At 67.3% G+C, this 24,812-nt stretch carries 28 protein-coding genes; 18 read left to right on the forward strand and 10 right to left on the reverse strand.

Annotated elements, in window-relative coordinates; genetic code table 11:
- The first annotated feature begins 6 nt into the window (after positions 1 to 6).
- The 10 genes from ESP51_RS01545 (at position 7) to ESP51_RS01590 (ending at position 9,845) form a co-directional block, all read left to right on the forward strand.
- Positions 7 to 1,353: an ABC transporter substrate-binding protein gene (locus ESP51_RS01545; protein WP_129519123.1), complete on the forward strand. Its 1,347-nt coding sequence runs from the start codon at positions 7 to 9 to the stop codon at positions 1,351 to 1,353.
- 70 nt (positions 1,354 to 1,423) lie between these two features.
- Positions 1,424 to 2,305, forward strand: a complete 882-nt coding sequence (locus ESP51_RS01550) for a carbohydrate ABC transporter permease (RefSeq protein ID WP_129519266.1) — start codon at positions 1,424 to 1,426, stop codon at positions 2,303 to 2,305.
- Positions 2,302 to 3,231 carry a carbohydrate ABC transporter permease gene (locus tag ESP51_RS01555; protein WP_129519124.1) on the forward strand — a complete coding sequence of 310 codons (930 nt, stop codon included), beginning with the start codon at positions 2,302 to 2,304 and terminating at the stop codon, positions 3,229 to 3,231. The genes ESP51_RS01550 and ESP51_RS01555 overlap by 4 nt, the downstream gene beginning before the upstream one ends.
- Complete coding sequence (locus tag ESP51_RS01560) at positions 3,228 to 4,247, forward strand: LacI family DNA-binding transcriptional regulator (RefSeq protein WP_129519125.1); 1,020 nt, start codon at positions 3,228 to 3,230, stop codon at positions 4,245 to 4,247. The genes ESP51_RS01555 and ESP51_RS01560 overlap by 4 nt, the downstream gene beginning before the upstream one ends.
- An 8-nt stretch (positions 4,248 to 4,255) precedes the next feature.
- Positions 4,256 to 5,716 (forward strand): glycoside hydrolase family 32 protein, encoded by a 1,461-nt coding sequence (locus ESP51_RS01565; RefSeq protein WP_164990347.1) that lies wholly within the window; start codon positions 4,256 to 4,258, stop codon positions 5,714 to 5,716.
- 72 nt (positions 5,717 to 5,788) lie between these two features.
- Complete coding sequence (locus ESP51_RS01570) at positions 5,789 to 7,351, forward strand: glycoside hydrolase family 32 protein (protein WP_129519127.1); 1,563 nt, start codon at positions 5,789 to 5,791, stop codon at positions 7,349 to 7,351.
- Positions 7,351 to 8,307 (forward strand): carbohydrate kinase family protein, encoded by a 957-nt coding sequence (locus ESP51_RS01575; RefSeq protein WP_129519128.1) that lies wholly within the window; start codon positions 7,351 to 7,353, stop codon positions 8,305 to 8,307. Before ESP51_RS01570 ends, ESP51_RS01575 begins: the two co-directional genes overlap by 1 nt.
- A 527-nt stretch (positions 8,308 to 8,834) precedes the next feature.
- The gene (locus ESP51_RS01580) at positions 8,835 to 9,194 is read left to right on the forward strand and encodes a hypothetical protein (RefSeq protein ID WP_129519129.1); all 360 of its coding nucleotides are present in this window, start codon (positions 8,835 to 8,837) and stop codon (positions 9,192 to 9,194) included.
- Positions 9,195 to 9,261: 67 nt separating this feature from the next.
- Complete coding sequence (locus ESP51_RS01585; RefSeq protein ID WP_129519130.1) at positions 9,262 to 9,465, forward strand: TraY domain-containing protein; 204 nt, start codon at positions 9,262 to 9,264, stop codon at positions 9,463 to 9,465.
- Positions 9,462 to 9,845 carry a type II toxin-antitoxin system death-on-curing family toxin gene (locus ESP51_RS01590; RefSeq protein ID WP_129519131.1) on the forward strand — a complete coding sequence of 128 codons (384 nt, stop codon included), beginning with the start codon at positions 9,462 to 9,464 and terminating at the stop codon, positions 9,843 to 9,845. Before ESP51_RS01585 ends, ESP51_RS01590 begins: the two co-directional genes overlap by 4 nt.
- 66 nt (positions 9,846 to 9,911) lie before the next feature.
- On the opposite strand, the gene sigJ is transcribed toward ESP51_RS01590, so the two are convergent.
- Positions 9,912 to 10,787, reverse strand: a complete 876-nt coding sequence (sigJ, locus tag ESP51_RS01595) for an RNA polymerase sigma factor SigJ (RefSeq protein WP_206737154.1) — start codon at positions 10,785 to 10,787, stop codon at positions 9,912 to 9,914.
- A gap of 103 nt (positions 10,788 to 10,890) precedes the next feature.
- Here sigJ and ESP51_RS01600 point away from each other — a divergent pair, with 103 nt between their 5' ends.
- A complete protein-coding gene (locus tag ESP51_RS01600; protein ID WP_129519133.1) occupies positions 10,891 to 11,304 on the forward strand; it encodes a nitroreductase family deazaflavin-dependent oxidoreductase in 414 nt (137 codons plus the stop codon).
- A gap of 20 nt (positions 11,305 to 11,324) precedes the next feature.
- On the opposite strand, the gene ESP51_RS01605 is transcribed toward ESP51_RS01600, so the two are convergent.
- Positions 11,325 to 12,320 (reverse strand): haloalkane dehalogenase, encoded by a 996-nt coding sequence (locus ESP51_RS01605; RefSeq protein WP_129519134.1) that lies wholly within the window; start codon positions 12,318 to 12,320, stop codon positions 11,325 to 11,327.
- On the opposite strand from ESP51_RS01605, the gene ESP51_RS01610 reads away from it, so the two are divergent.
- Positions 12,278 to 12,721 carry a MarR family winged helix-turn-helix transcriptional regulator gene (locus ESP51_RS01610; RefSeq protein WP_129519135.1) on the forward strand — a complete coding sequence of 148 codons (444 nt, stop codon included), beginning with the start codon at positions 12,278 to 12,280 and terminating at the stop codon, positions 12,719 to 12,721. The genes ESP51_RS01605 and ESP51_RS01610 overlap by 43 nt on opposite strands.
- Positions 12,722 to 12,883: 162 nt before the next feature.
- On the opposite strand, the gene ESP51_RS01615 is transcribed toward ESP51_RS01610, so the two are convergent.
- Positions 12,884 to 13,657 (reverse strand): TetR/AcrR family transcriptional regulator, encoded by a 774-nt coding sequence (locus tag ESP51_RS01615; RefSeq protein WP_206737156.1) that lies wholly within the window; start codon positions 13,655 to 13,657, stop codon positions 12,884 to 12,886.
- Between the two features lie 98 nt (positions 13,658 to 13,755).
- Between ESP51_RS01615 and ESP51_RS01620 the strand changes: the two genes are divergently transcribed.
- From ESP51_RS01620 to ESP51_RS01635, 4 genes are all read left to right on the forward strand, one after another.
- Positions 13,756 to 14,412 carry a DUF4386 domain-containing protein gene (locus tag ESP51_RS01620; protein WP_129519136.1) on the forward strand — a complete coding sequence of 219 codons (657 nt, stop codon included), beginning with the start codon at positions 13,756 to 13,758 and terminating at the stop codon, positions 14,410 to 14,412.
- The gene (locus tag ESP51_RS01625) at positions 14,409 to 15,314 is read left to right on the forward strand and encodes an oxidoreductase (RefSeq protein WP_129519137.1); all 906 of its coding nucleotides are present in this window, start codon (positions 14,409 to 14,411) and stop codon (positions 15,312 to 15,314) included. Before ESP51_RS01620 ends, ESP51_RS01625 begins: the two co-directional genes overlap by 4 nt.
- A gap of 47 nt (positions 15,315 to 15,361) precedes the next feature.
- Positions 15,362 to 16,285, forward strand: a complete 924-nt coding sequence (locus ESP51_RS01630; RefSeq protein ID WP_129519138.1) for a phosphotransferase family protein — start codon at positions 15,362 to 15,364, stop codon at positions 16,283 to 16,285.
- 153 nt (positions 16,286 to 16,438) lie between these two features.
- Entirely contained in the window at positions 16,439 to 16,798 is a 360-nt protein-coding gene (locus tag ESP51_RS01635; protein WP_241842919.1) for a PRC-barrel domain-containing protein, read from the forward strand.
- 109 nt (positions 16,799 to 16,907) lie between these two features.
- Here ESP51_RS01635 and ESP51_RS01640 read toward each other — a convergent pair whose 3' ends face one another.
- Together ESP51_RS01640 and ESP51_RS01645 are read right to left on the reverse strand one after the other, a co-directional pair.
- Positions 16,908 to 18,650, reverse strand: coding sequence for an ABC1 kinase family protein (locus tag ESP51_RS01640; RefSeq protein ID WP_129519140.1), 1,743 nt, complete (start codon positions 18,648 to 18,650; stop codon positions 16,908 to 16,910).
- A 5-nt stretch (positions 18,651 to 18,655) separates the two neighbouring features.
- Positions 18,656 to 19,225 carry a PadR family transcriptional regulator gene (locus tag ESP51_RS01645; protein ID WP_129519141.1) on the reverse strand — a complete coding sequence of 190 codons (570 nt, stop codon included), beginning with the start codon at positions 19,223 to 19,225 and terminating at the stop codon, positions 18,656 to 18,658.
- 157 nt (positions 19,226 to 19,382) lie between these two features.
- On the opposite strand from ESP51_RS01645, the gene ESP51_RS01650 reads away from it, so the two are divergent.
- Positions 19,383 to 19,961 carry a helix-turn-helix domain-containing protein gene (locus ESP51_RS01650; RefSeq protein ID WP_129519142.1) on the forward strand — a complete coding sequence of 193 codons (579 nt, stop codon included), beginning with the start codon at positions 19,383 to 19,385 and terminating at the stop codon, positions 19,959 to 19,961.
- Positions 19,958 to 20,530 carry a beta/alpha barrel domain-containing protein gene (locus ESP51_RS01655; RefSeq protein ID WP_129519143.1) on the forward strand — a complete coding sequence of 191 codons (573 nt, stop codon included), beginning with the start codon at positions 19,958 to 19,960 and terminating at the stop codon, positions 20,528 to 20,530. Before ESP51_RS01650 ends, ESP51_RS01655 begins: the two co-directional genes overlap by 4 nt.
- On the opposite strand, the gene ESP51_RS01660 is transcribed toward ESP51_RS01655, so the two are convergent.
- The 5 genes from ESP51_RS01660 to ESP51_RS20455 all read right to left on the reverse strand — a co-directional run bounded on the left by ESP51_RS01660 (position 20,527) and on the right by ESP51_RS20455 (position 24,353).
- Positions 20,527 to 20,736 carry a hypothetical protein gene (locus ESP51_RS01660; protein WP_129519144.1) on the reverse strand — a complete coding sequence of 70 codons (210 nt, stop codon included), beginning with the start codon at positions 20,734 to 20,736 and terminating at the stop codon, positions 20,527 to 20,529. The two genes, ESP51_RS01655 and ESP51_RS01660, sit on opposite strands and share 4 nt — an antisense overlap.
- Positions 20,737 to 20,834: 98 nt before the next feature.
- Positions 20,835 to 21,038 (reverse strand): hypothetical protein, encoded by a 204-nt coding sequence (locus ESP51_RS01665; RefSeq protein ID WP_129519145.1) that lies wholly within the window; start codon positions 21,036 to 21,038, stop codon positions 20,835 to 20,837.
- 605 nt (positions 21,039 to 21,643) lie between these two features.
- Positions 21,644 to 22,249, reverse strand: coding sequence for a hypothetical protein (locus ESP51_RS01670; RefSeq protein ID WP_129519146.1), 606 nt, complete (start codon positions 22,247 to 22,249; stop codon positions 21,644 to 21,646).
- Positions 22,250 to 22,657: 408 nt separating this feature from the next.
- Complete coding sequence (locus tag ESP51_RS01675; RefSeq protein ID WP_241842920.1) at positions 22,658 to 23,707, reverse strand: SDR family oxidoreductase; 1,050 nt, start codon at positions 23,705 to 23,707, stop codon at positions 22,658 to 22,660.
- Positions 23,708 to 23,768: 61 nt separating this feature from the next.
- Positions 23,769 to 24,353 carry an HNH endonuclease gene (locus ESP51_RS20455; protein ID WP_164990348.1) on the reverse strand — a complete coding sequence of 195 codons (585 nt, stop codon included), beginning with the start codon at positions 24,351 to 24,353 and terminating at the stop codon, positions 23,769 to 23,771.
- Positions 24,354 to 24,812: the final 459 nt, after the last annotated feature.

Below are 24,812 nucleotides of genomic sequence, written 5' to 3' on the forward strand. Positions count from 1 at the left end.
ATTCCGATGTCCACCACGAAGCGCAGACGAGCGTTCCTCGCCGCTGCCGCCACCGCAGCCGCCGCAGCCCTCGTGCTCACGGGCTGCGCCGGCGCATCGAGCAGCGCCGACCCGACCGATGTCGACCCCGACGGCGAGATCGTTCCCCGCGAGATCTCCTGGCTGCTCTCACGGCCGGCCGACGGCGGAGTGATCACGGCCATGGAGCAGATCGCCGAGGAGTACGCAGAAGAGCACTCCGGCTTCTCGCTCAACCTCATCACCACGCCCGACCGGCCCTCGTACATCCAGAAGTACGAGACGCTCGCGGCCGCGAACAAGCTGCCCGAGCTCTTCGACACGGATGCCACGCCCTTCGCGCAGAAGCTCGCCGGGCAGAATCGCATGGTCGACGTCGAGGTGCTGCTCGACGACCTCGGGCTCGCAGACGAGTATCGCGAGGCCGCGCTGAACTACCAGCGCTTCGACGACGGTTCGCTGTACATGGTGCCGTTCGAGTTCCAGCTCGAGTTCTTCTGGTACAACACGGCGCTCTTCGCCGACGCGGGCGTGGAGGTCCCGGCGACGCTCGACGACTTCCCGGCGATGTGCGAAGCACTCCGCGCCAAGGGCGTCACCCCCATCGCCCTCGACGGGCAGGACCAGTGGCCGCTCGAACGGTACATGGCGTACTACCCGTTCCGGATGGCCGGGCCGGAGTACGTCCAAGACCTGAAGAACGGCGACGCCGCATTCGCCGACCCTGCGGGGAAGGCGGCAGCCGAATGGCTGTACGACCTCGGACAGGCCGGATGCTTCCAAGAGGGCTTCTCGTCGACGGGCTACGCAGATGCCCAGGCACTCTTCACCTCGGGCAACGCCGCCGTCTACAACATCGGCACGTGGGAGCTCGCCAACCTCGCCACGGAGACGCTCGACCCCGGCGTGCGCGACTCGGTCGACTACTTCACGCTGCCGACCATCGACGGTGCGGTGACCGAGGACAACGAGTTCGTCACGCCGTCCGGCATCGGCATGGCCGTGAACGCGCGCACCTACGACCCGCTCGTGCGCGACTTCCTCGCCTTCGCGCTCGAGCGCTACCCCGAGGTCTACGCGGCCACCGGAGCCCTCTCGCCGACGACGAACGTCGAGACGACCATCCCCGACAACGCGACCGAGCTGTACTCTCGCGCCGTCGAGCAGGCGAACGAGGTCGGCGCCAAGATCGCGATGCCGTGGGACACGCAGCTCGACCCGGCGACGAACACGCGCTTGCAGCAGGAGCTGACCCTTCTGGTGCAGGGCGACATCACGCCCGACGAGTTCATCGAGACGATGGATGCCGCCCTTGCGGAGAACAGCCATGGCTGAGTCGGTACCACTCGGAGTGGGTGCGGCGAAGCCGCGCCCGCTCCGGCGGCCGCGGCCGATGTCGACGTCGATGCTCCCGCGTCGTTCACGACTGTCGGTCGCGGTGTTCCTCCTTCCTCCGCTGCTGCTCTACGGCGTGGCGGTGCTGCTGCCCATCGTGCAGTCGCTCTTCCTGAGCCTGTTCCGCTGGGACGGCATCACCGACATGGCCTTCGTCGGAATCGACAACTACGTCAAGATGCTCACGCGCGACGACGTCTTCTGGACGGCGTTCGGCAACGCGCTCGGCTATCTCGCGATCTGCCTCGTGCTCCAGCTCGGCGGTGCGCTGGTCGTCGCGAGCCTTCTCACGGCGCTCCCCAGGGCGCGCGAGCTCGTGAAGACCATCTACCTGCTCCCGGCCGTCATCTCGACCGTGGCGATCGCCATCCTGTTCCAGCGGATCTACTCGCTCGAACCCGTCGGCCTGCTGAACCAGGTGCTCGCGTGGGTCGGGTTGGAGGGCCTGCAGAACGCGTGGCTCTCCGATGTGCAGACCGTGCTCGCCGCTGTGTCGATCCCCGAGGGATGGCGCTTCACCGGGCTCTACATGCTCATCATCTACGCGGCCCTCATCGCCGTGCCGCGCGAGCTCGAGGAAGCGGCGCGACTGGACGGTGCTTCGTGGTGGCAGGTGTTCTGGCGCATCCGCTTCCCCTACATCCGGCCGGTGTGGATCACGACGACGATCATGGCGACGACGTTCGCCCTCCGCGGCTTCGACATTCCGTACCTGCTCACCAATGGCGGGCCAGGGCAGGCCTCTGAGCTGCTCACGACCTACATGTACAAGACGGCGTTCGTGCATACCGACTACGGCTACGCCAGCGCGATCTCCGTCTTCATCGTGGTGGAGTGCCTCGTCGCGGTCGGCCTCATCTTCCTGCTCCTTCGTCGAAGGGATGACTCATGACCGCCCCTGTGCTCACGCCGGCCGCCCCGCGGCAGTCGGAGCCGCAGCCGCCGCGCCCTGCTCGACCAGCCCGGCGTCGGACCGTATCGCTCTCGCCCCGACTCCGCATGCAGCGCACGCTGCTGACCGTGACGATCGTGCTCATCGTGATCGTGCAGGTGTATCCGCTCGCGTGGCTCTTCCTCACGAGCTTTCGCACGGCAGCCGATTTCGCCGGCGGGAACCCGTTCGCCCTGCCATCCGAGTGGACACTCGACAACTACGCGCGTGCGTTCGACACCGGCAACCTCGGGCTGAACATCGTCAACAGCCTCGTCGTCACGCTCGGCTCGAGCGTGTTCATCGTGCTCGCCGGCATGATGGCCGCCTACGCGTTGCAGGTGCTCGGGTTCCGGTTCAGCGGCCTGATCAAGGCGCTGTTCCTGCTCGGCATCATCGTGCCGGTGCAGATCGCGCTCGTGCCGCTCTTCATCGACTACTCGCAGATCGGGCTCCTCGACACGCACTTGTCGATGATCATCCCGCTCGCCGCGTTCGCCCTGCCAATGGCGATCTACCTGTTCTCGTCGTTCTACGAGTACATCCCGCGTGAGATGTACGAGGCCGCGTCGATCGACGGCGCCGGCCCGTACCGGATCTTCGGCCAGATCACGTTCCCGCTGTCGGCCAATACGATCATCACGGTCGTGCTCGTCAACAGCATCTTCATCTGGAACGATTTCATCTTCGCGAACACCTTCGTGCTCTCGGATGGGCTCAAGACGATCCCGCTCGGCCTGCAAAACTACATCGGAGCGATGGGCAACACCGACTGGACAGCGACGTTCGCAGCGGTCTGCGTGACGGTGACCCCGCTGCTCCTGGTCTTCCTCGTCTTGAACAAGGCGATGATCAGCGGACTCGAGAGCGGAGCAACCAAGGGATGAGCACCTCGGAGCACGGCAGGCACGGCCCGGCCGTCACGATGCGCGACGTCGCCAAGGTCGCCGGTGTGTCGGTGGCCACCGTTTCGCACGTCGTGAACGACAAGCCGGGCGCCCGCATCGGCGACGACGCCAGGCGCAGGGTGCAGGAGGCCGTGATCGAACTCGGCTACCGGCCGAACGCGCTCGCGAAGACGCTCTCGCAGGGCACGTCGCGGTTCATCGGCCTCGTCGCGGATGCCATCGCCACGACCCCGTTCGCCGGCCAGATCATCCATGGTGCGCAAGACGAGGCGTGGAAGCACGGCTACGTGCTGCTCGTCGCCAACACCGACGGCAACCTGGCGGCCGAGAACGAGGCGATCGCGATGATGCTCGAACACCAGGTGCACGGCATCCTCTACTCGACCTGGTTCCACCGCGAGATCCAGGTGCCCGAGGCCCTGCACCAGACCGACACGGTGCTCGTCGACTGCTTCGCCGAGGGCAGCGGTCTGCCCGCGGTCGTGCCCGACGAGGTGCAGGGCGGTCGCACCGCGACCGAGGAGTTGCTCGCTGCGGGCCATCGCCGGATCGCGTTCATCAACACGACGACCCCGTCGCCGGCCCAGAGCGGACGACTGGCCGGGTATCGCGCTGCGCTCGAGGCGGCGGATGTCGCCTACGACGAGTCGCTCGTCTTCCCGGCGACACCCGAGCAGGAGGGCGGCTATGCGGCGACATCCGGCATCCTCGACTCGAAGGCGACGGCGGTGTTCTGCCACAACGACCGCGTGGCGATGGGCCTCTACGACGGGCTGCGCGAGCACGGGCTGCGCATTCCCGACGACATCGCCGTGATGGGATTCGACAACCAGGACGTCATCGCCGCCCACTTGCGCCCGCCGCTCTCGACGGTCGCGCTGCCCCACTACGAGCTCGGTGTCGCGGGCGTGCGGCTGCTGCTCGGCCTCGAACCCGGCCCGAGTGCCGGTCCGCAGCTCGTCGCATGCCCACCCATCAGACGGCACTCGATCTAGGACACGACGTGCGAGACATCACCGGCCGAGTGCCCAGACCAGCATTCCACTTCACGCCTCAGCGCAACTGGATGAACGACCCCAACGGGCTCGTCTACGACCGCGGCCTCTGGCACCTCTACTTCCAGTACAACCCCGAGAGTTCGGAGTGGGGCAACATGAGCTGGGGTCACGCGACCAGCGCCGATCTGCAGCACTGGACCGAGCATCCCGTGGCGCTGCAGTATCGCGACGGCGAGCAGATCTTCTCGGGCTCCATCGTCGCCTCGCCGGCCGCCGACGAGACCCTGCTGACCGCGTACTACACGAGCGCCTACGACGACGACCACCAGGCGCAGTCGATGGCGACGAGCCGCGACGGCGGCTACACGTGGGAGCCCGACGGCCGAAACCCCGTGCTCGACCGCGGCACGAGCGCGTTCCGCGACCCGAAGATCATCAGGTACACCGACGGAAGGGGCGGCTCCCGTTGGATCATGCTCGCCGTCGAGGCCGACGACCGCCAGGTGCTGTTCTACTCGTCTCGCGACCTTCGCACCTGGGAGTACCTGAGCTCGTTCGGGCCGCTCGGCGACACGGGCGTCGTGTGGGAGTGCCCCGACCTCGTGCCGCTCGCGGTCGACGGCGATCCGACCGACGTTCGGTGGGTACTGCTGCTCAGCACGAACCCGGTCGGTGATGACGCGAATCCCGACGGCTCGTCGATGGGTTACGTCGTCGGGCAGTTCGACGGTGTCAGTTTCACAGCGGATGCCGCAGAGCTCGTGCGACTCGATCACGGACGCGATTTCTACGCCGGCGTGACCTTCGACAGTGCGCCCGACGGCGACGCCGTCATGCTCGGCTGGCTGAGCAACTGGCGGTACGCCGGTGCCTTCCCGTCGGCTCCGTGGCGGGGTGCGATGTCGCTGCCGCGGCGATTGTCGCTGCGCACCGTCGGGGGAGCGCCTCGCCTGGTTCAGCAGACGCCGAGCTTCGTGCGTGAGCACCTCGCGGGCGCGGCATCCTCGACCGTCTTCGGTGCAAGCTGGCCATACGGCTTCACGTTGAGCGGCCACTCGCTGATCGAGCTGGAATGGGAGCCCGAGTCCACCGGGATGCTTCGGCTGCAACTGCGGGGCGACGCGGATGCGCTCGTCGAGCTCGAGCACGACCCGCTCTCGAACGTGCTCCGCATCACCCGGGGCGGCTCGGCCATGGAAGCCGTGCACCCCGACTTCTCGTCGACGAGCACCGTCGAACTCCGCCGTGACCGCTCGGTGCGACTGCTCCTGAGCCTCGACGGCCCGCTGCTCGAGGTATTCGCCAACGACGGCGAAGCGACGGCTTCGAACCTTGTCGTGCTCGGAACCGGCCCCATCGAGGCCATTCTCGACACCACGCGGCATGGCCCGATCTCCGTGACCTCCGCCGACGTCAGCGCTGCGGAAGGAGCTGCAACTCCGGCACTCGCCGGCGCACGCGACTGACCCCAGATTCGAACACCGCCGTTCGACTCGGCGGGCGCACCGTCGCGCCCGCAGACAAGGAAAGGACCGACCATGATGCATCCGATCTCACGACGCCGTGCGCTGCAGGGGGCAGGGGCTGGAGCCCTCGCCCTGTTCATGAGCAGTGTCGCCCCGCCGCTCGCCGCACGAGCCCAAGCCTCGCTGCGAGCGATCTATCACATGACCCCGCCGTCGGGCTGGCTCTGCGACCCGCAACGACCCGTCGTCACGAACGGCGCCTACCAGCTGTACTACCTGCACTCCGATCAGAACAACGGCCATGGTGGCTGGGACCACGCCACCACGAGCGACGGCGTCGCGTTCACCCACCATGGCGCGGTGCTGCCGCTGCAGCCGAACTTCCCCGTGTGGTCGGGGTCGGCGGTGGTCGACACCGCGAACACCGCAGGGTTCGGCGCGGGCGCCGTCATCGCCCTCGCGACGCAGCCGACCGGCGGCATCCGCAAGTACCAGGAGCAGTACCTCTACTGGTCGACTGACGGCGGGTTCACGTTCGCCGCGCTGCCCGACCCCGTGATCGTCAACACCGACGGCCGCACGGCGACCACGCCCGCCGAGATCGAGAATGCGGAGTGGTTCCGCGACCCGAAGATCCACTGGGATGCCGCTCGCGGCGAATGGGTGTGCGTCATCGGCCGGGCGCGGTATGCGGCGTTCTACACCTCGCACAACCTGCGCGATTGGGAGTGGACGAGCAACTTCGACTACCCGAACCATGCGCTCGGCGGCATCGAGTGCCCCGACCTGTTCGAGATGACGGCCGGTGATGGCACGCGGCACTGGGTGCTCGGCGCGAGTATGGACGCCTACGGCGTCGGGCTGCCGATGACGTACGCCTACTGGATGGGCACCTGGAACGGCGAGGAGTTCATCGCGCATGACCTCATTCCGCAGTGGCTCGACTGGGGCTGGGACTGGTACGGCGCGGTCACGTGGCCGTCGATCGAGGCACCGGCGACGCGTCGCCTCGCCATCGGGTGGATGAACAACTGGAAGTACGCGGCCCGCGATGTGCCGACCGATGCATCCGATGGCTACAACGGCCAGAACTCGATCGTGCGCGAGCTGCGTCTCGAGCGCCAGTCGGGCGGGTGGTACAGCCTGCTGAGCAGCCCCGTCGCGGCCCTCTCGAACTACGTCACCGCGACGACCGCGCTTCCCAACCAGACCGTGAATGGAGGCTTCGTGCTGCCATGGAATGGGCGGGCCTACGAGCTCGAGCTCGATATCGCGTGGGATGCCGCGACGAACGTCGGCGTCTCCGTCGGTCGTTCTGCGAACGGCGCCCGTCACACGAACATCGGCAAGTACGGCGCCGACCTGTACGTCGATCGCGCGCCATCGGATCTCGGCGGCTTCTCGCTCGCGCCCTACACGCGCGCTGCGGCGCCGATCGATGCGGCAGCCCGGTCGGTGCACCTGCGGATCTTCGTCGACACGCAGAGCGTCGAGGTGTTCGTCAACGGTGGGCACACGGTGCTCTCGCAGCAGGTGCACTTCGCCGAGGGCGACACCGGCATCTCGTTCTACTCCGACGGCGGCCCCGCAACCTTCACTGGGATCACGATCCGGGAGTTCGGTGGGGTGAACTGATGGCTGCACCTCCGGTTCTGAGATCTCGGCCGTTCCCCGACGTCCTCGTCGTCGGCGAAGCGCTCGTCGACCTCGTGCATCGCGCCGACGGGTCGATCGATGAGTCGCCGGGCGGCAGTCCGGCCAATGTCGCCCTCGCACTCGGGCGTCTGGCCCGCCACCCGCGCCTGCTCACCTCCCTCGGCGATGACCGACGCGGCCAGACAGTCCGTCGGTGGCTGGAGGCATCCGATGTCGTACTCGAGGGCAGGCCCGCCGCCCGCACCTCGACGGCCATCGCGCGCCTCGACGGGCAGGGCGCGGCGAGCTACGAGTTCGCGATCGACTGGCAGATCGAGGTCGCCGGGGTCGGGGTGGCGGATGCGCTGCATCTCGGATCCATCGCCGCGACCCTCGAGCCCGGTGCCTCCGCCGTCGCAGAACTCCTCGAACGGCATCGGGGTCGGGCGCTGATCAGCTACGACCCGAACATCCGGCCGAGCCTCATCGATGACCCCGAGTCGGTGCGGCGGCGGGTGCTGTCGCTCATCGAACGGGCCGACGTGATCAAGGCGAGTGACGAGGATGCCGCGTGGCTGCACCCGGGGGTCGCCGTCGACGAAGTGGCGCGACGGTGGTCGCGTTCAGGGCCCGGGCTCGTTGTGGTGACCCTCGGTTCCGAGGGCTGCCTCGCTTTCGCGAATGGGTTCGAAGTTACGGTGCCCTCGCTCACCGTCGACGTGGTCGACACCGTCGGCGCCGGCGATACCTTCATGGCCGCGCTCATCGACGGGCTCCTCAGCGAAGGAGCGCTCGGCACACACGCGCGCGAGGCGCTGGCATCGCTTGATGAGCGGCGCCTGACAGCGCTGCTGGGCCGAAGTGCAACCGCCGCCGCGGTGACCGTCTCCCGACCCGGTGCCGACCCGCCGACGCGCGACGAGCTGGAGGTGGGCGCGGAGATTCTCGTGGGCTGAGTCGGCGTCACCATGGCGAGCCGGCGGCAGCCGATGGATGCCACGCACCGCACCGGCCTTCGAATGGGCCTCTCGCGGAAGCCGACGGGGTGCGCGATCTTTTCAGAGGTTGATGGGTAACGGCGTGTCGCAACGCCAACAGTGCTACATGTTGTGCTATGCGTCGGCTCGGAAACTATGCCAGGCGGAGCCTCGTCAGCTCCGCGAAGAACGCGATAGCTGACCGGCAGGTGGCCGAGCGTCGAGCCAGAGCCGTCACCGAGGGCTCTCGTCGAAGCAGAGCGCCCGCCCTCCGGCGCGCAGGAGCCGTGCTCGCTCTCGCGATATCCGCCGCCGTCGGGTTCCCTGCGACCGCGGCGACGGCCGGTCCCCTCGTAGACCCGTCAGGGTTCACGCCCGCACCGCCGCCGACTGCGGAATGTCGTGAACATGGGACCTCAGTCCTGTGCCGGACGCGCTTCACATTCGTCCTCGAGGCGGTGCCGGTGCTCGAGGCGCCGTGCGGCACCGTCTACGAGAATTCCCTCATGCCGCGAGACATCTACACGGAGTACGTCGACGGACTGCTCGTCGGGCGTCACGTCACGTCGCACGTCACCGGAACATGGTCGCTCTCGCCCGCAGGAGCTGAACCGAGTGTGCGCATCCACGCCGGATGGAACTGGCGAACCGCACTGGACGTGCCCGGCGACGAGTCGACCGCTCAGATCACGACGCACGGGAATCAGCTGAAGCTGAGCGCCGGCTTGTCGCGGTTCGCGAACATCTCCGGAATCTTCTACCCCGACGGGGAGTACCACGGACAGCTGATCGACACGGTCTTCTTCTCGCCCGAGGCTCAGGAAGCGCTCTGCGACGTTTTGGCGCCTGGGCCAGGTGGCGTCTGACGAATCCGGTGCTTGGTATCACTTTGATACCTGGCCGCTAGAATGGGCGTCGACAGAAGGAGCTGCCATGGCGATGACCCTGCGTCTCGATGAGGATCACGACCGCCTCCTCGAGGCTCTTGCGGCGAAGTCCGGGCGCTCGAAGACCGAGGTCGTTCAGATCGCCCTCGATGAACTCGCCGCTCGTGTCGACAAGTCGGCTCGCACTCGCGCCGCGTTCGACCGCGTTCGTGCCCGCGATGCCGACCTCCTCGACCGCCTCGCGCAGTGACGGAGTTCCTCGACCCTGAAGACGTGGAAGCCCTCCTCGATGAGGAGGGCTTCCACTACAAAGACGGCGCACGTGGCCGCAACCTGCTCCTCTCCGCACTCGCCGCACCGATGCCCGTGTTCGGCGAAGACGTGCATCCGACGCTCGATGAGAAGGCCGCGGTGCTGCTCTTGGCGGTTATGCGCAATCACGCGCTCGCCGACGGCAACAAACGCCTCGCGTGGCTCGTCACCGCAGCGTTCCTCGAGCTCAACGGGGTCGATCTGGTGGTCGACGATGTCGATGGAGCGGATCGGTTCCTCCGCTCAGTCGCATCGGGAGGCGTCGCACTGGGAGACGTTGCCAAGTGGGTTCGAGAACGGATGCATCCGATCGCATAACACTCGCGCGGGCGGCCGCCTGAAGGCGATGCCCCGTGCCCGTCGGCCGCGCTGTCCCCAGATGCGTCACCGCACGTGCGCGAGCTTCTTCGGATTCCCGATGCCGTGGATGACGGAGATTCGGTCGTCGGCGAACTCGAGTGCGAGCACGGAGATGACCCGCCCGCGGCGGCGAACGATGATCCCGGGTTCGGCGTTCACCTCCGCGACCTCGAAGTCGAGGCCCCGCCCGCCCACCCCGGCGAGGAACTGCCGGGCGACCGTTTCGGCTCCGACGACCACCTCGGCCGGTGCGTCCGGGAAGACTCCGCCGGAGTCGAAGTGGCCAGTGGCGTCGGGGGCGAGCACGGCGACCAGCCCGGCGAGGTCGCCGTCGGATGCCGCGGCGGCGAATCGCTCCGACAGTCGGCGGGCGGCGGCGGGGTCGACGGAGAACCGGGCTTCGCCCTGCGCGGCGATCCGCTTCCGCGCGCGTGACGCGGACTGCCGCGCGCTCGCCGGGCTCACGCCGAGGACGTCGGCGATGCGGTCGAAGCCGAGGTCGAAGACGTCATGGAGGAGGAACGCCGTGCGTTCCGCGGGCGTGAGCTGTTCGAGCACGACGAGCAGCGCCATCCGCACCGAGTCGTCGAGGGTGACGCGGTCCTCGGGAAGCGTCCGCTCGTCGGTGACGATCGGTTCCGGCAGCCAAGGCCCGACGTAGGCGCGACGGGAGTGCTCGTGCGCGCGCAGCCGGTCGATCGCGAGCCGCGACGCCACCGTGATCAGCCACGCGCGCGGCTCGTCGAGCGGCTCCACGTCGGGCTCGTCGCCGCGGGCAAGCAGCCGGAGGTAGGTCTCCTGGGTGACATCCTCGGCCTCGGCGACGGATCCGAGCGCCCGGTAGGCGACGTCGCGGACAACGTGACGGTGCGCGGTCCAGAGGTCGGCGAAATCGGTCATGACAAGAAGACGATCCACCCACGGCGAATGTGACGCAAGCACGGATGTCGCTGCCGGGATGTCACATCTGCCCCGGCTCATCCGTCCTCTCTGCATGAATGAGATGTCCCATCAATCCAAAAGCCCCGAGCCACGCGTCGGCGGCGGACCGCCCCGCCGGCTCGTGAACGCGACCGCGCCGGTCGCGCGCGCCCTGGCGGGTCGCCGCTGGGTGCCGCTCTGGGCGCTCATCCGCCATCGCGGACGCCGGAGCGGCACCGCCTACGAGACACCGATCGCCGTGGTGCCGACGACGGACGCGTCCATCGTGATGATCGGCCTGCCGTGGGGCAGTACGACCAACTGGGCACGCAACGTCGTGGCGGCGGGTGGCGCTTCGCTCCGGTGGAAGGGGCGTGACGTCGAGCTCGGGCATCCGCGGATCGTCGACGGTGCAGAGGCGGAGCGGCTCGCGAGGGCACCGCTCAGGCCGGTGCTCAAGCGGTTCCCCGCGGCCATCGTGTTCGAACGGGGGTGAGCCCTCGGCGGCTGATGCCGTCAGCGCAGCCGGTGCCGATCCGCCCAGCGTCCGATCTCGGCGGCGATCGCATCCGGCTGATCCTCCTGTGCGTGATGACCGGCGAGCCCACCGCCGGCGATCTCGAGCGAGGCGATCGACGCGGCACACCAGTCCGTCATCGCGTCGTCGATGAGCAGCGTCGGCGAGCCTGAGAACTTCAGCAGCAGCTTCGGCACCGACGTGCTCGTCGCAAGCCATCGATCGTAAGCCTCGATGCGTTCGACGACGTCTGCCGGTTCGCCGCCGAGCGGCATCTGTCGCGCCCAGGCGAGCACGGGTGCGCGGCTTTCGGGCGTGGGGAACGGCGCGAGGTAGGCGTCGAGCTCGGCACCCTCGACCGGCGTCAGCACGCCGCCGGTGAACGCCTGGCGGATGAAGGCGTCCGTGGTGAGCACGCGCTCCTCGCCCAGCCCCGGCGTGCGCACCAGTTCTGATCGGGCTCGAGCCTGAGGTGACAGGTCGCTCCATTCCATCGGCTTCACGATGGTCTCGAAGAATGCGACGCCGAGTACCCGATCCGGATGCCGCGTGGCCCAGTCGAACCCGAGTGCACCACCCCAGTCGTGACCCACGAGCACGGCCCGTTCCACGCCGACGGCGTCGAACCATGCGTCGAGGTAGCGCGCGTGGTCGGCGAAGCGGTAGGCGAGGTCGGGCTTGCCGGATCGGCCCATGCCGATGAGGTCGGGTGCGAGCACGTGCCCCTTGCCGAAGCGGGCGATGACGTTGCGCCACTGGTGCGAGGATCCGGGGTTCCCGTGAAGGAACACGAACGTCGTGCCCTCGCCGCGCTCTTCGAAATGCATGGTGGAGTCGAGTACCGGGATCACGGGCATGGTCGTCGCTTTCTGCTCAGTTGACTTCAAAACGTTGGTGACGCCAACGATATGGAGAATCGTTGGCCGTGTCAACGAACTGTTATGGTGACCCGATGGTCGACGAACTCGCACCTCGTTTCGCGCAACGAGCCACATGGAAGCTCTCGACGGTGGCGCAGCGCTCGCATCAGTTGCTCGCGGCGGCGTTCGCCGAACGTGGCCGGCGCGGCTATGACTTCCGTGTACTCGCTGCGCTCGACCACTTCGGCGAACTCCATCAGGCGGCGATCGGCCGGCATACCGGCCTTGATCCGAGTGACGTGACCCAGACCGTTCGCGATCTCGAGGCGGCCGGAGAGCTCACCCGCCTGCCGAGCAGCGAAGACCGGCGCCGCATGGTGATTGCGATCACCCCAGCTGGCAAGCGCACTCTCAGCCGCCTGGAATCCGCGATCGACACGGCCGAAGCTGCCCTGCTGGCGCCCTTGAGCGACGCCCAACGCGAACGACTCCTCGAGGGTCTGGAGGTGTTGGCGCAGGCTCACGATCGACGTTGACGGCGCTCGCCGGTGGGCCTATCTCCGCTGGGCTCTAGCGACGCCGCGACGAGCGGCACCTGCATGGCCCTGCGGTGACCTGTGACGGATGCGTCGGCGCCCGAGCCGTTCGGCCAGGTGGTGTCCGACGAAGCCGGTGCCGCCGGTGATCGCCGTGCGCGGTTAACCGGCGCTCGCGTCGGCCGTGACAGCCGCGTCGGCTGACTCGACCTCTTCGCGATGCGCATTCTCGATGCCGTCGAGGATCAGCCCGAGCCCGAACTCGAACTCGTTGCCGTACGCGTATCCGGGCTGGAGGATCAGCGTCCCTGCCATCTCGGCCAGGTTCGGGAACGCGTTCGACATCATCTCCTGCTGCGCCATGATGTCTTCGGTGGCGGCGCCGATGTCGCCCGACGCGTCGAGCGGCAGGGTCGTCTCCTGCATGGCGAACCCCTGGACGTAACTGTCGAGCAACGACATCGCGTGCCCGACGAGGGGCATCGAGAATCCGGCGGCGCGAAGCACGCCGATGGTCGCGTCGAGATGGCCGAGCGTCGCCGGGCCGGGTGACGTGCGTGCGTCGAGGCTGATGGCCCACGGATGCCGCGCCAGCACCGCGCGCGTCGACCGCGCACGTTCGAGCATGGCCGTCCTCCACTCGGCGCCGAGCTGCGGCGCATCCATTTCGGAGTACACGACGTCGAGCATCCCGTCGAGGATGTCGTCTTTGCTCTTCACGTGGTAGTACAACGACATCGGCGTGATGCTCAGCTCCGTGGCGAGCTTGCGCATGCTGACGGACTCGATTCCGCCCGCATCGGCGAGTTCGACCGCCAACCGCACGGCTCGCTCACGCGTCACGGGCTCCCTGGTCGCAGTCACTGCGGCTGCAGCTGCCGCCGTCTCGCTTGGCTCGCGCGCCATCTCGCCTCCGGTCTTCGGCCTCTCGGCCATCCTGATCGTCTCCTAGACGTGACCATACACCGTATGGTAGCGTTCACCCAATCAACCATACACCGTATGGTTGATCACTCCTCGAGACAGGTCACACCATGAACACCACGCCGAATCCGGCACGGCTCACCGCACGCTGGGTGGGGGTGCTCATGTTGAGCGCCTTCCTCCTCTACGGCATCGGCAGTGCGCTCGCGACGAGTGCCGCCGCTCCCGACTCCGGCGGCGCCGGCCTCCTCCTGGTCGCCGGTGCGGCGATGATGCTGCTCAACTCCGCCGCCGTCATCGCCATCGGTCTGCTCATGCTGCCGATCCTCCGGCCGCGCACCCCGATCATCGCGGTCGGCTACCTCGCCTCCCGCATCTTCGAGGGCGTGGTGCTGGCCATCGGCGTCATCAGCCTGCTCACGCTCTCGGCGGGCGCCATTGCGGGCAACTTCCTCGCCTACAACATCGCCATGACGGGCCTCGGCATCGGCAGTCTCTTCTTCTGCGTCGCGCTCTTCCGGTCGCGCCTCGTGCCGCGCTTCCTCGCCGTGTGGGGCTTCGTCGGCTACGCGTCGTTCGCGCTGGGCTGCATCCTCGAACTCCTGGGGGTCGCCGGCGCTGGCCTCGTGTCGACCGTTCCCGGCGGGCTCTTCGAGCTGTTCTTCGGCGTCTGGCTCATCGTGAAAGGCTTCAACCCCGCGGCGATCACGGCACCGATCACACCGATCGCACCGGTCGCGCTCCGCACGTTCGCGTCGCAATCATGACCGCCACGACGGCAGTTCAGCCGGGTTGGACGGCCGAGCGGATGCCGCGACTCGACGGCTCGACCATCATCGTCACCGGTGCGAACAGCGGCATCGGCCTCGAGGCCGTCCGCGCCTTCGCCCGACACGGAGCACACGTCGTGCTCGCTGTTCGTGACGAGGATCGGGGCCGGGATGCCGCGGCAACCGTCGAGGGATCCACCGAGGTTCGCCGGCTCGACTTGGCCGATCTCGCGTCGGTGCGCCGGTTCGCCGCGGAATGGACCGACGACATCGACATCCTCGTCAACAATGCGGGCGTGCTGATGCCGCCGTTCGGCCGCACGACCGACGGCTTCGAGCTGCACTTCGGCATCAACCACCTCGGCCACTTCGCGCTGACGAATCTCCTCCTTCCGCGCATCAGGGGCCGCGTCGTGACCGTCGCCAGCGGTGAGCACCGAAGAGGCAGGATCGACTTCGACGACCTGAACTTCACGACCCGCCGATACGGCTGGGGGTCGGCGGCCTACGGGCAGTCGAAGCTCGCGAACCTGCTCTTCACGCTCGAACTGCAACGGCGGCTGGATGCCTCGGGCTCGCACGTCTTGGCGACGGCCGCGCACCCCGGCATGGCCGCCACCAACCTCGGGTCGAGCTCGAAGAAGAACCTGATACTGAAGGCGGTGGCGAAGGTCGCCGTGCGCCTGTTCGCGCAAGACGCCACGAGCGGAGCCGCCCCCACCCTCTACGCGGCGACCGAGCCGATGCCCGGCGCCGGCTACGCGGGCCCGGGCGGCCGCTGGGAGATGACCGGGCCGCCGGTGCTCGTCGGCCGCTCCGACGAGGCCGCGGATGCCGCGATCGCTGCACGACTCTGGGCGGCATCCGAAGAGCTCACCGGCGTCGGTTATCCGCTGTAGCCGCGCAGAAGGCGTGTTTGGTGACTGCCGGCTCCTAGAATGCGCGGGTGAGCCTTTCGCATCTCGGCGCGCCGATCGGGCCGATGATTCGCGTTCACGGCGGGTTCGCCAACCGGATGTACCGGCTCGACACCGACCAGGGGTCGTTCGCGGTGAAAGAGTTGAACCTCGTCGACCGCCGCTGGACTTATCGCGTCGACGACGTGTTCAGGTTCGAGCGGGCAGCCTTCGCTGCCGGCATTCCGATGCCAGAGCCGATCTCGGCCAGCCACGACACGCTCGTTCACCGATGGGTCGAAGGCGAAAAGGTGCCCGAAGCGCCGGTGTCGGCGGCGTACGCGTTCGAGATCGGTGAGATCCTCGCGCGCATCCACGCGCTCGACGTCGCGTGGACCCATGTGTCGATCGAGGAGCCGACGTCGCGGGACTGGTCCGAGCTCGCCGCGCGGGCGGCGGCGACCCAACAGCCGTGGGCCGACGAGCTCGCCTCTCACGTCGAGACGTTCCTCGCGATTGCCCGCTTCGTCGACACCTGCGAACGGCCAGGCCCCGTCGTGCTGACCCACAGGGACATCCAACCGTGGAACCTGCTCGCTCGAGAGGGTCGGCCGGTGGTGCTCGACTGGGAGCTCTCGGGGATGCTCGACCTGTCCGGTGAGCTTGGCTCGACCGCGCTGAGCCTCGCGAAGGGACCTGGCTTCGACGACATCAAGCCCGCCATTTTCCGCTCGGTTCTCGACGGCTATGTCGCAGGGCGCGGAGCGCTGCCGCCGTCAGGTCCAAGCTGGTTCGTGTTCATGATCGGCGGCTGGCTGGGGCACACGAGGTGGAACATCCTCCGGTGCCTCGCCGGTGTCGAGGCGAGCACCGGCCCTGACCTCGCGCTGTCGCACGAGTCCGTGCGCAATGGGGTGCGCGGCCTCCCCGACCTGTTCGGCCGACTTCCGGAGCTCGAGGCGCTGCTCGTGTGACCGTGAGCAGCGGGAATCGACGCGCACAACTTCGGTCATTGACGCCCCCAGCGCGCTGTCAACCCCCTGTAATCGGCTCTGCGTCCGACCTACCGTCGGGGTATCACCCATCACGATCAGGGCCCTTCACGGGCACCTGCGAAGGGAGGAATGATGAGCCCCACGTGGGACGCGTGGACGTACCGCACGTCAGCCGGGCGCACCGCGCAGAGCGCAGAAATCGTCGGGTACGAAGTTCACGCCACCGATGGTCACATCGGCAAGGTGGATGACGCGAGCTACGACGTCGGCGCGAGCCAGATCGTCGTCGACACCGGCCCGTGGATCTTCGGCCGTAAGGTCCTGCTTCCGGCGGGGACCATCGACCGAGTCGATGACGTCGAGGAGCGGGTGTATGTGGACCTGACCAAGGACCAGATCAAGAACTCGCCCGAACTCAACGAGGGAACCAGCTGGGATGACGCCGCCTACCGAGAACGAGTCGGCGGCTACTACAGCGGGTTCTACGGCTGAGATTCAACCCAACTGAGATCAACCCACTCGCCCGCCGTTCAGGAGTCCGCTCCGGAACGGCGGGTTCGCGACGACCGGGGCTGAAGCCCTGGCCTGCGCCAACGAGCGATCACCCCGGCCCGCGCCGGCGGAACATCCCGCCGAACACGGCGTGCACCAGCGGGATCACGGATGCCGCCATCAGTGCCACGCCCCACACCGGCTCGTCGACGCGAAGCAGGATGCCGCCGATGAACAGGCCGACGAACACGACCGCCGAAACGATTCGTCCGGCCGTGCGCTCGAGCCTCGCCAACCGCTGCTCGATCCGCGGCGAATTCGCGACGAGGCGCCCCTCCTCGATTCGGTCGGCGAGCGCATCGAGACGCTGCGGCAGCCGCATGACCGTGCTTGCGATCGACAGCGCCTCCTTCCCGAGCGCCTGCGCGATGTTGCCGCGTTCGTCGCGCAGGAGTTGCGCCGCGTAGGGCTCGACAGCGTCCCACATATTGAAGTCGGGGTCGAGCGAACTGCAGAGGCCCGACGTCAGCGACATCGAACGGATGACGAGCAGGAAGTTCTCGGGCAGCTGGATCGGCAGCGCCCGCATCACCTCGCCGAACTCGATCGCGAAGCTGCGCAACTCGCGCTCGTCGATCTGCCGCACCTCGGCAAGGCCCATGCCCCCGAAGCGCGCGAACAACTCGGCCATCGCTCGCTCGAGTTCCTGCGTGTCGGCCGACGGCAGCAGGATGCCGACGCCACGGATGCTCTCGACCAGTCGCTTGCCGTCGCGCGCAGCGACCGCGAGCAGGAGCTGCTGCAGGCCGCGGCGCAGCGTGTCGGGCACCTCGCCCATCATGCCGAAGTCGATGAAGGTGAGCCGCCAGTCGGGGGAGGAGGCAGGCGACGCGGCATCCGTCACCCGCTCGACTGGCGTGATGAAAATGTTGCCGGGGTGCGGGTCGGCGTGGAAGAAGCCGTCGCGGAAGAGCTGGTCGAACATCACGGCCGCGAACTGCTTCGCGACCGCCTTCGGGTCGATGCCCGCCGCAACCAAGGCCGCCCGGTCGTTGATCTTGATCGCGGTCACGTCGGCGAGCGTCAGCACTCGGCGCGTCGTGCGCTCCCACACGACTTCGGGCGCGGCGACCCGCGGGTCGCCGGCGAAGCTCTCGGCGAACCGCTCGGCGTTGGCCGCTTCCTGCAGGTAGTCGATCTCTTTGAGGCTCGTGACCGCGAACTCCTCGACGAGCGAGGGGAGGTCGACGTGGCTCGCGACGAACCTCACGCGGCTGAGCCATCCGGCGACGCGGCGCAGCGCCGCCAGGTCGACGTCGACGATCGTCTCGATGCCCGGGCGCTGCACCTTGACGACGGCCTCCTCGAGCCCCATGTCGGCGGCGTCGATCGGGAGGAGCCGCGCGCGGTGCGCTTGACCGAGGGATGCCGCGGCCAGCGGTTCCGGGTCGAACCACGCATACGCGCGCTCGAGCGGAACCCCCAGCTCGGCAGCCGCCAGGCGTTCGATCGCCTCGAACGGCACTGGCGGCACTTCGTCTTGGAGCCCGGCGAGCTCGTGCGTGATCTCGGGCGGCAGCACGTCGAGTCGCGACGACAGGTATTGGCCCACCTTGATCATGAGGCCGCCGAGATCGACCGCGAGCACGTGGAAACGCTGGGCGATGCGGGTCAGCCGCGCTGCTCGCCCGCGCGCCGCGTACTTCGCCAGGCCGAAGCGCGGCAGCACGAGCTCGAACCACCAGGTCTGCACGATGTGCCGGGCGGCGAACCGCAGGATGCGCCGGTAGCGGGCGCGCGTGTTGCCGACATCGGGGGTCGCGTCTTCCGGACCCCGACGTGCCGAGGGCACTCCGGTCAGTCCTGAGCGAGGATCGAGTAGAGACGACGACGCGCCTCTTCGAGTACCTCGACGGCCTGCTTGATCTGCTCGGGAGTGCCCGTGCGCTGCACCTGCGCCGCCGCCTGTGCGAGCTCGATGCCCGCCTTCGGCAGCGCCCCGCCCGTGCCGGAGTCGCGCGCGCTCGAGGTCTGCCAGGGCGCCGGGCGATCAGCGGATGCCTCGGCCTCGGCCCGCCCCGCTTCCGTGAGCGAGTAGGTCTTGCGGCCGTTCGACTCCTCTGCGCTGATGAGCCCCTCGTCGGCGAGCAGCTGCAGCGTCGGATACACCGAGCCCGCGCTCGGCTTCCATGCGCCGCCGCTGCGCTCGGCGATCTCGCTGATGATCTGGTAGCCGTGCATCGGCTTCTCGGCGAGGAGCGCGAGCACCGCCGCGCGGACGTCGCCGCGGCCCATCCGCGGTGCGACCTTCTGCTCGAACATGCCGCGAAGTTGATCCATGGCCTCCCACAGTCCCTGTCCGGAGTGGCCTTGCCCCCACCCGCCCGAGGGACCGGTGAAGCCGTCGCCCCTGTACGAACCGTTCATGATGTCCTCCCTGAACCGGGCGCTCGCCCGATCTCGACGATATATCAACGATATATCGTTCGGCGGCTATGGGCTAGAGGTGAATCGGTTGCGTCCCAGCCCACTAAATCGACTATAATCACGAATACCGCATCACACATGGCGAAGGAGGAGGCGCATGGCTGAGATCTCGACGCTCGTGCGCTCCGCTCGGCGTGCTCGCAAGCTGACGCAGCGTGACCTTGCCGATCGGTCGGGGGTTCCGCAGAGTCGTGTGGCGCTCGTCGAGGGGCGCCACGAGACTCCGCGCTTCGACACGGCGAGCCGGCTGCTCGCCGCCGGCGGCCATCGGCTGTACGCGGCCGCCACGACGCGCGACGATGTCGCCACGGTCGCGGCAGCCATCCGTAGCGCCGTGAAGCGTGACGATGCGCGGCTGGCGTTCCGGTACTTCATCCAGATGAATGACAATCTCGTCGCGGAACGGGGGCTACTCCGCGGCGTGCTGGCGATCACGGAGCCGGAGACGACGGGGTCGAAGACGTGGGACTCGGCGATCGCGGCTCTCGTCGCGTACCGGTTGAATGCGCAGCGCGTCCCGCTGCCGCCCTGGGTGCACGCGCCCGAGCGCAGCCTTGAACGCGCCCGCGTGCTTCAGATCGACCCTGCCGATCCCGCGCCGCCTCGCGGTGATGTGCCGACCGAGTTCCTCGAGCACGGCGTCTTGATCTGGCGAGACTCTTTGGAGAGCGTGTGATCCTCTTCGACCGCGACGACCTGATCGACGGCTTGCGCGAGCTTGTCGAGGAGTTGCATGCTGCCGGAGAACCCGTCGGACTCAGGATCGTCGGCGGAGGGGCGCTCGTGCTGCGCCATTTCGATCGGGGAACAACGGTGGATCTGGACGCCGTTCAGGTACGGCCAGGATCGGAGACAGCCGTCGTGACCGCCGCCGAGCGGATCGCCGATCGGCGCGGATGGCAGCGCGACTGGCTCAATTTCAAGGCGGCGGGCTTGGCGCCGTGGTGGGGTCGCGAGATCCTGTGGGAGACGATCCACCGCGACGAGCTCGTGACGATCGAGGTTGCGTCAGCCGAAGCGCTGCTCGCCATGAAACTCAAGGCCAGCCGACCAGGCCGCGACACCGACGACGTCCGCCAGCTGCTCGCGATCTGCGAGGTCGACTCGGTCGAAGCGGCTGACGCCCTGTTCAGCGAGTACTTCCCCGGTGACGCTCTCACCGAGCGTGCATGGTCGATGATCGAGCGCATCCTCGCCGATGGGCCGCTGGATCCGCCGGCGGCGCCCCCGCCCGTTCGCCTCTAAACGCTCCGACTGATCCGCAGGTCGCGCCACCCGAACCCGCCGGGCTCGGGCAGGCTCTCGCGGATCTGCTCGGCCGTGAACATGCGCCGCGGTCGCAGGTCGTCGGGCACGGATGCCGCGGGCGGCGCGGCTTCCGTCACGCCCTCGGCGAGCATGCGCACCTGGGCCTTCGCGACGAGCGGCACCTTCATGGTCCACTCGGTCACCTGCGCGAGCTACGTGGTCGTTCCCTGAGCCTGTCGAAGGGCACGGCACGACGACGACCCGTCGTCCGAGAACGGATGCACGAGCTTCGCGTGCGCGTTCAGTCGTCCACCTCGACGATCTCGTACTCTGGGTCATCGTCATCGTCGTCCTCGGGGTAATCGCCCGGGTTCGAGAGATGAAGCACTTCGCCGCCTGCATGGTAATTGCTGACGCCCTCGAGCGCGTGCGCCTCGGCTTCCTCATAAGTGTCGAAGACCTCATCGTCCTCATCGCCGTCTTCCCACTCAACCTTGAAGCCCATGGTGCCCCTTTCCATCTACAACATAGCCAGGTACGCACGTCCGTCCAGGACGACAGGGCCGACGACTGGCTCGCGCTCGGGTAGGAACGCGCATCGACGCGGCGGAACTTTGTCGGCGCGTTCTCGCTGAGTGCCGTCAGCGCGCAGGCAACTGCACGTGCTTCTCACGTCCAGAGTCCTGCCAGAGTCCGTGTCAGGCGATCGCGGTGGCCACAGCCGGACGAATCAGTATTCGCGCGCCTTCGACAGTTTCGAGACCTCCACCGACAACTGCCTACTTCACGGTGCTCTGGACGGGACAGGAGGCGCCGTTTTCTCAACTTGATCAGGGTATTTGTGAGGAGTGTTCGACGTCCCGTCTGCTTCCCAGTACCGGGTTGTTGCCTCGGGCCATGCGCGCGCGTGTTGAGAGTGACATTGAGGTGGGGCATCCGGGACGTTTGGGACCAGCTGCGAAAATCTCTGATGGAAGGATAATAAATCCGTCCCGATTCGTGCCCATAGGCGGGACCGGTCCGGACCGATCCGGGCGCATCAGCGTGTTCAGGCACGTAGTTGTGGTGCAGCACCTTCGGTCAAAGCAATCTTGGGGGCGGTAGTTTGCTTCACCATCCGCCGGAGCCCCGCACCCGGCTGGAACGAATCTTCTCGGCCGTCTCTACGAGCTCTTCGGCGTACGCGTTCATCGACACTGACCGGGCAATCACAGCAAACTGCAGTACGTCGTTCTCGCCGTACCTTTGGACATCCACGGAACGCAGGTATGCGCGCTCAGCCGCCTTGTAAGAGAAGCGGCTGGTGCTTGAGTCATCGGTCACCCGGATGAATAGTTCTGCTGCATGATCTCCTCTCATGGCGGCTTCGCGCCACTGGTTCCTGGCGGATGCATTGTCTCCGGAGTCCATGGCGACGATGCCGAGTCCAGTGATCGCACGTGCCTCACCCAGGGATCGAGATTCCTCCCACGCCTCGACGGCTTGATCTCTGGCCTCATAGCGCCCGAGGCCACCGTCGTTGTACTTCCGCATCTGACCGGCACCGAAAAAGAACTGGTCTACACCTCTGTTCACCTGCTTGCGCTGCGCATGCGTGGAGTTCGGGCCGTACTGGGTGTAGTAACCGGTGCCCTTCTTCTTGTTGAAGAGGCTCGTGATACCGACGAGAGCGATGAGGACGACTGCCACCACCGCTCCGAACGCGACGGACTCCATGGTGACTCCCCTTCGAATCGGCAAGCCAGGTGCTTCGGATCGTAGTGGATTGAGAGGGCTCAATGCCGTCATCTGGCGATCACGACAATATCCCGCGCCTCGTCATCGGAACAGGCTCTGCATTTGGATTGAGCCTTCGGGGATTCAATAGGCGCGTCCGCATCGCGACGCGGAAAATCCGCCAGGGGAGCCGACGCCGGAGCTTCTGGTCCTTTACGAGCTGGCATGATCCGTCAACGACCGGTTGCGTTGGTCGCGCGGCATCGAGGGCATCCAATGGGCTCGGGCACAGTTCGTTGTTGTCGATGCACCCGTTGCTGTTCGTGCATCCGGCCATGAGATAGGCAGAGGTGGTGGCGAGAATGGCGAGGGTGGCGCTGGGCTGCTTCACGATTGGTCCTCGGGCTACTATCCGGCAGCGTCCTCGTCGGACGCAGGGGCAGGGCTGGCCGTTCGAGCTGTCGTTCCCAACGGCCCGACGCCTTTGATGGCGGCTCCCTTGTCCACTTCGCTTCGCCAGGCGGCACTCGTCCCCGAACTGGGGGCACGAACGTCGTCAGCCGCTGACCCGCAGATCCTTCCACCCGAACCCGCCGGGCTCGGGCAAACTCTCCCGAATCTGCTCGGCCGTGAACATGCGCCGCGGGCGAAGGTCGTCGGGCACGGATGCCGCGGGCGGCGCGGCATCCGTAACGCCCTCGGCGAGCATGCGCAACCTGGGCCTTCGCGACGAGCGGCACCTTCATGGTCCACTCGGTCACCTGCGCGAGCGCGTACTGCGCCCACACCGGCCACGGCACCACGACTACGCGGCGTCCGACGACGGATGCCACGCGCCGCACGGCCCTCCAGAGCAGCAGCTGCTCGGCGCCCGACGACCGCGACGGTCTCACGCGGCATCCGCCCGTCGATCGCGGCGACGAGGATGTCGGTGAGGTCGTCGATCGGGATGGGCCGGATGGGTTTCTCGCGGAAGCCGACGGTCGCGAACACCGGCAAGGTCTGCACGGTGTGGCTGAGGTGGTCGATGAGATGGTCGCCGCGGCCGTAGATCATGCCGGCCTTGAGGATCGTGTAGTCGAGGCCCGAGTCGCGGATCAGCTCCTCGGCCGCCCATTTCGACTCGTGGTACGCCGACCCGCAATCGGGGCGTGCCCGCAGGTAGCTCAGCATGATGACCTTGCGCACTCCGGCCCGCTTGGCCGCCTCGATCACGTTGGCCGTGCCCTCGATGTGCACCCGCTGGTAGGTCTGGCCGCCGATCTCGCGGTTGATGCCCGCGCAGTGCGCGACGACCTCGCATCCCTCGAACGCCCGCGCGAGCGCGTCGACGTCACTGGTGTCGACGCCGGTGCGCCGGGAGATGATGACGGATGCCCCGGGCCCGAGCTGTTGGGCCAGGTGGCGTCCGACGAAGCCGGTGCCGCCGGTGATCGCGGTGCGTGGGTGGTGGGTCATGTGGCGACTCTAGGCCGCGGTCGCACACACGAACCGGCGAAGGACCCCGAGGACTACCCGATCATCGCTTATCGCGCATTGAAATCACCCACTCTTCCCTCGTTCTTCGGTTCTTGCGCAAATTGCACTGCCAGCAGCAGAGCATCGAGTTTGCCCAGGTGTGGCCTCCACCTCCGGACAAAGGAATGATGTGCTCGATGGTCGCTTTCCGAGGTTCGTACTGTCGACCTCTTACATATTCAAATGACATGGGCTGACCGCAGTACGGGCAGATGTCTCCGAACTTCTCGCGTAGCGCTGCGACTGTGATGCCACGATCGCTCGGTTCCATTGTCATCCTGACGCGCCGACGGTGCACCGATTCGGTGGCGAGAGCGATTCGCTTGTCTTTGTCCCGTTCGTAGCGCTCCTTGTCTTTCGCGCGACGGACGTCGATTGATTTCGCGTAGTTCTTGCGCGCGAGGCTGCGGAGACGACCGGGTTCCGCCTCCCAGCGACGCTTCTCCGCTGCGCGCCGACACGCCTTGCAAATCGCCCGCCTGCCACCTGTCGCGAGTTTGTCGAGGTTGAACGCCTCGATCGACTGACGCTCTCCACAGTTGGGGCAAGTGCGGGTGCCATCCTCATGGTCGAGCGCCTTGCGCACCCGTGGAGACCTGGCTCCGCCGAGGGGGTCGCCGTGCTTTGAATACCTAAGAAAATGTCGATTGCAGAGTCCTCGTGCCGAGATTGGTTGGCCGCATCCATCCACCTCGCATTGCGCACCGACCCCGTATGTTCTGCGTACCTTTCCTGCTAATGGATCGCCGTGCGCTCGCCATCGCTGCCAGTGCATGCTGCAGTAGCCTCTGGCTCGGGCGTCTCGTAGACAAGCCGGTACGGAACATTCTTTACCTTCGTTGGCATGCCGCCGCACAGGGCTCGATGGGTCGCCGTAAGTTTTCCACCGGTAGTAGTGGCTTCGGCACCACCCGCGCGCCGAAGCCTCCACTTCGCAGCCCACGATTGAACAACTCGGTCTTGGACCGACGAACTTGATTCTCCCCATGCGCAACCTCCCGTGCTGACGGTAGTTGGGGCTCACGACACTTCGTCGGATGTGGTG

It is taken from the genome of Agromyces albus (assembly GCF_004134825.1).
Lineage (GTDB): Bacteria > Actinomycetota > Actinomycetes > Actinomycetales > Microbacteriaceae > Agromyces > Agromyces albus.

Bases quoted from the DNA above. Each gene is read 5' to 3' on its own strand.
- ESP51_RS01620 (WP_129519136.1), top strand. From the start codon at position 13,756: ATGAACACCACGCCGAATCCGGCACGGCTCACCGCACGCTGGGTGGGG.
- ESP51_RS01650 (WP_129519142.1), top strand. From the start codon at position 19,383: ATGGCTGAGATCTCGACGCTCGTGCGCTCCGCTCGGCGTGCTCGCAAG.
- ESP51_RS01625 (WP_129519137.1), top strand. From the start codon at position 14,409: ATGACCGCCACGACGGCAGTTCAGCCGGGTTGGACGGCCGAGCGGATG.
- ESP51_RS01575 (WP_129519128.1), top strand. From the start codon at position 7,351: ATGGCTGCACCTCCGGTTCTGAGATCTCGGCCGTTCCCCGACGTCCTC.
- ESP51_RS01670 (WP_129519146.1), bottom strand. From the start codon at position 22,249: ATGGAGTCCGTCGCGTTCGGAGCGGTGGTGGCAGTCGTCCTCATCGCT.
- ESP51_RS01600 (WP_129519133.1), top strand. From the start codon at position 10,891: ATGTCCCATCAATCCAAAAGCCCCGAGCCACGCGTCGGCGGCGGACCG.
- ESP51_RS01550 (WP_129519266.1), top strand. From the start codon at position 1,424: ATGCTCCCGCGTCGTTCACGACTGTCGGTCGCGGTGTTCCTCCTTCCT.
- ESP51_RS01545 (WP_129519123.1), top strand. From the start codon at position 7: ATGTCCACCACGAAGCGCAGACGAGCGTTCCTCGCCGCTGCCGCCACC.
- sigJ (WP_206737154.1), bottom strand. From the start codon at position 10,787: ATGACCGATTTCGCCGACCTCTGGACCGCGCACCGTCACGTTGTCCGC.
- ESP51_RS01555 (WP_129519124.1), top strand. From the start codon at position 2,302: ATGACCGCCCCTGTGCTCACGCCGGCCGCCCCGCGGCAGTCGGAGCCG.
- ESP51_RS01675 (WP_241842920.1), bottom strand. From the start codon at position 23,707: ATGACCCACCACCCACGCACCGCGATCACCGGCGGCACCGGCTTCGTC.
- ESP51_RS01585 (WP_129519130.1), top strand. From the start codon at position 9,262: ATGGCGATGACCCTGCGTCTCGATGAGGATCACGACCGCCTCCTCGAG.
- ESP51_RS01560 (WP_129519125.1), top strand. From the start codon at position 3,228: ATGAGCACCTCGGAGCACGGCAGGCACGGCCCGGCCGTCACGATGCGC.
- ESP51_RS01570 (WP_129519127.1), top strand. From the start codon at position 5,789: ATGATGCATCCGATCTCACGACGCCGTGCGCTGCAGGGGGCAGGGGCT.
- ESP51_RS01665 (WP_129519145.1), bottom strand. From the start codon at position 21,038: ATGGGCTTCAAGGTTGAGTGGGAAGACGGCGATGAGGACGATGAGGTC.
- ESP51_RS01610 (WP_129519135.1), top strand. From the start codon at position 12,278: ATGGTCGACGAACTCGCACCTCGTTTCGCGCAACGAGCCACATGGAAG.
- ESP51_RS01615 (WP_206737156.1), bottom strand. From the start codon at position 13,657: ATGGCCGAGAGGCCGAAGACCGGAGGCGAGATGGCGCGCGAGCCAAGC.
- ESP51_RS01645 (WP_129519141.1), bottom strand. From the start codon at position 19,225: ATGAACGGTTCGTACAGGGGCGACGGCTTCACCGGTCCCTCGGGCGGG.
- ESP51_RS01635 (WP_241842919.1), top strand. From the start codon at position 16,439: ATGAGCCCCACGTGGGACGCGTGGACGTACCGCACGTCAGCCGGGCGC.
- ESP51_RS01580 (WP_129519129.1), top strand. From the start codon at position 8,835: ATGCCGCGAGACATCTACACGGAGTACGTCGACGGACTGCTCGTCGGG.
- ESP51_RS01605 (WP_129519134.1), bottom strand. From the start codon at position 12,320: ATGTGGCTCGTTGCGCGAAACGAGGTGCGAGTTCGTCGACCATCGGGT.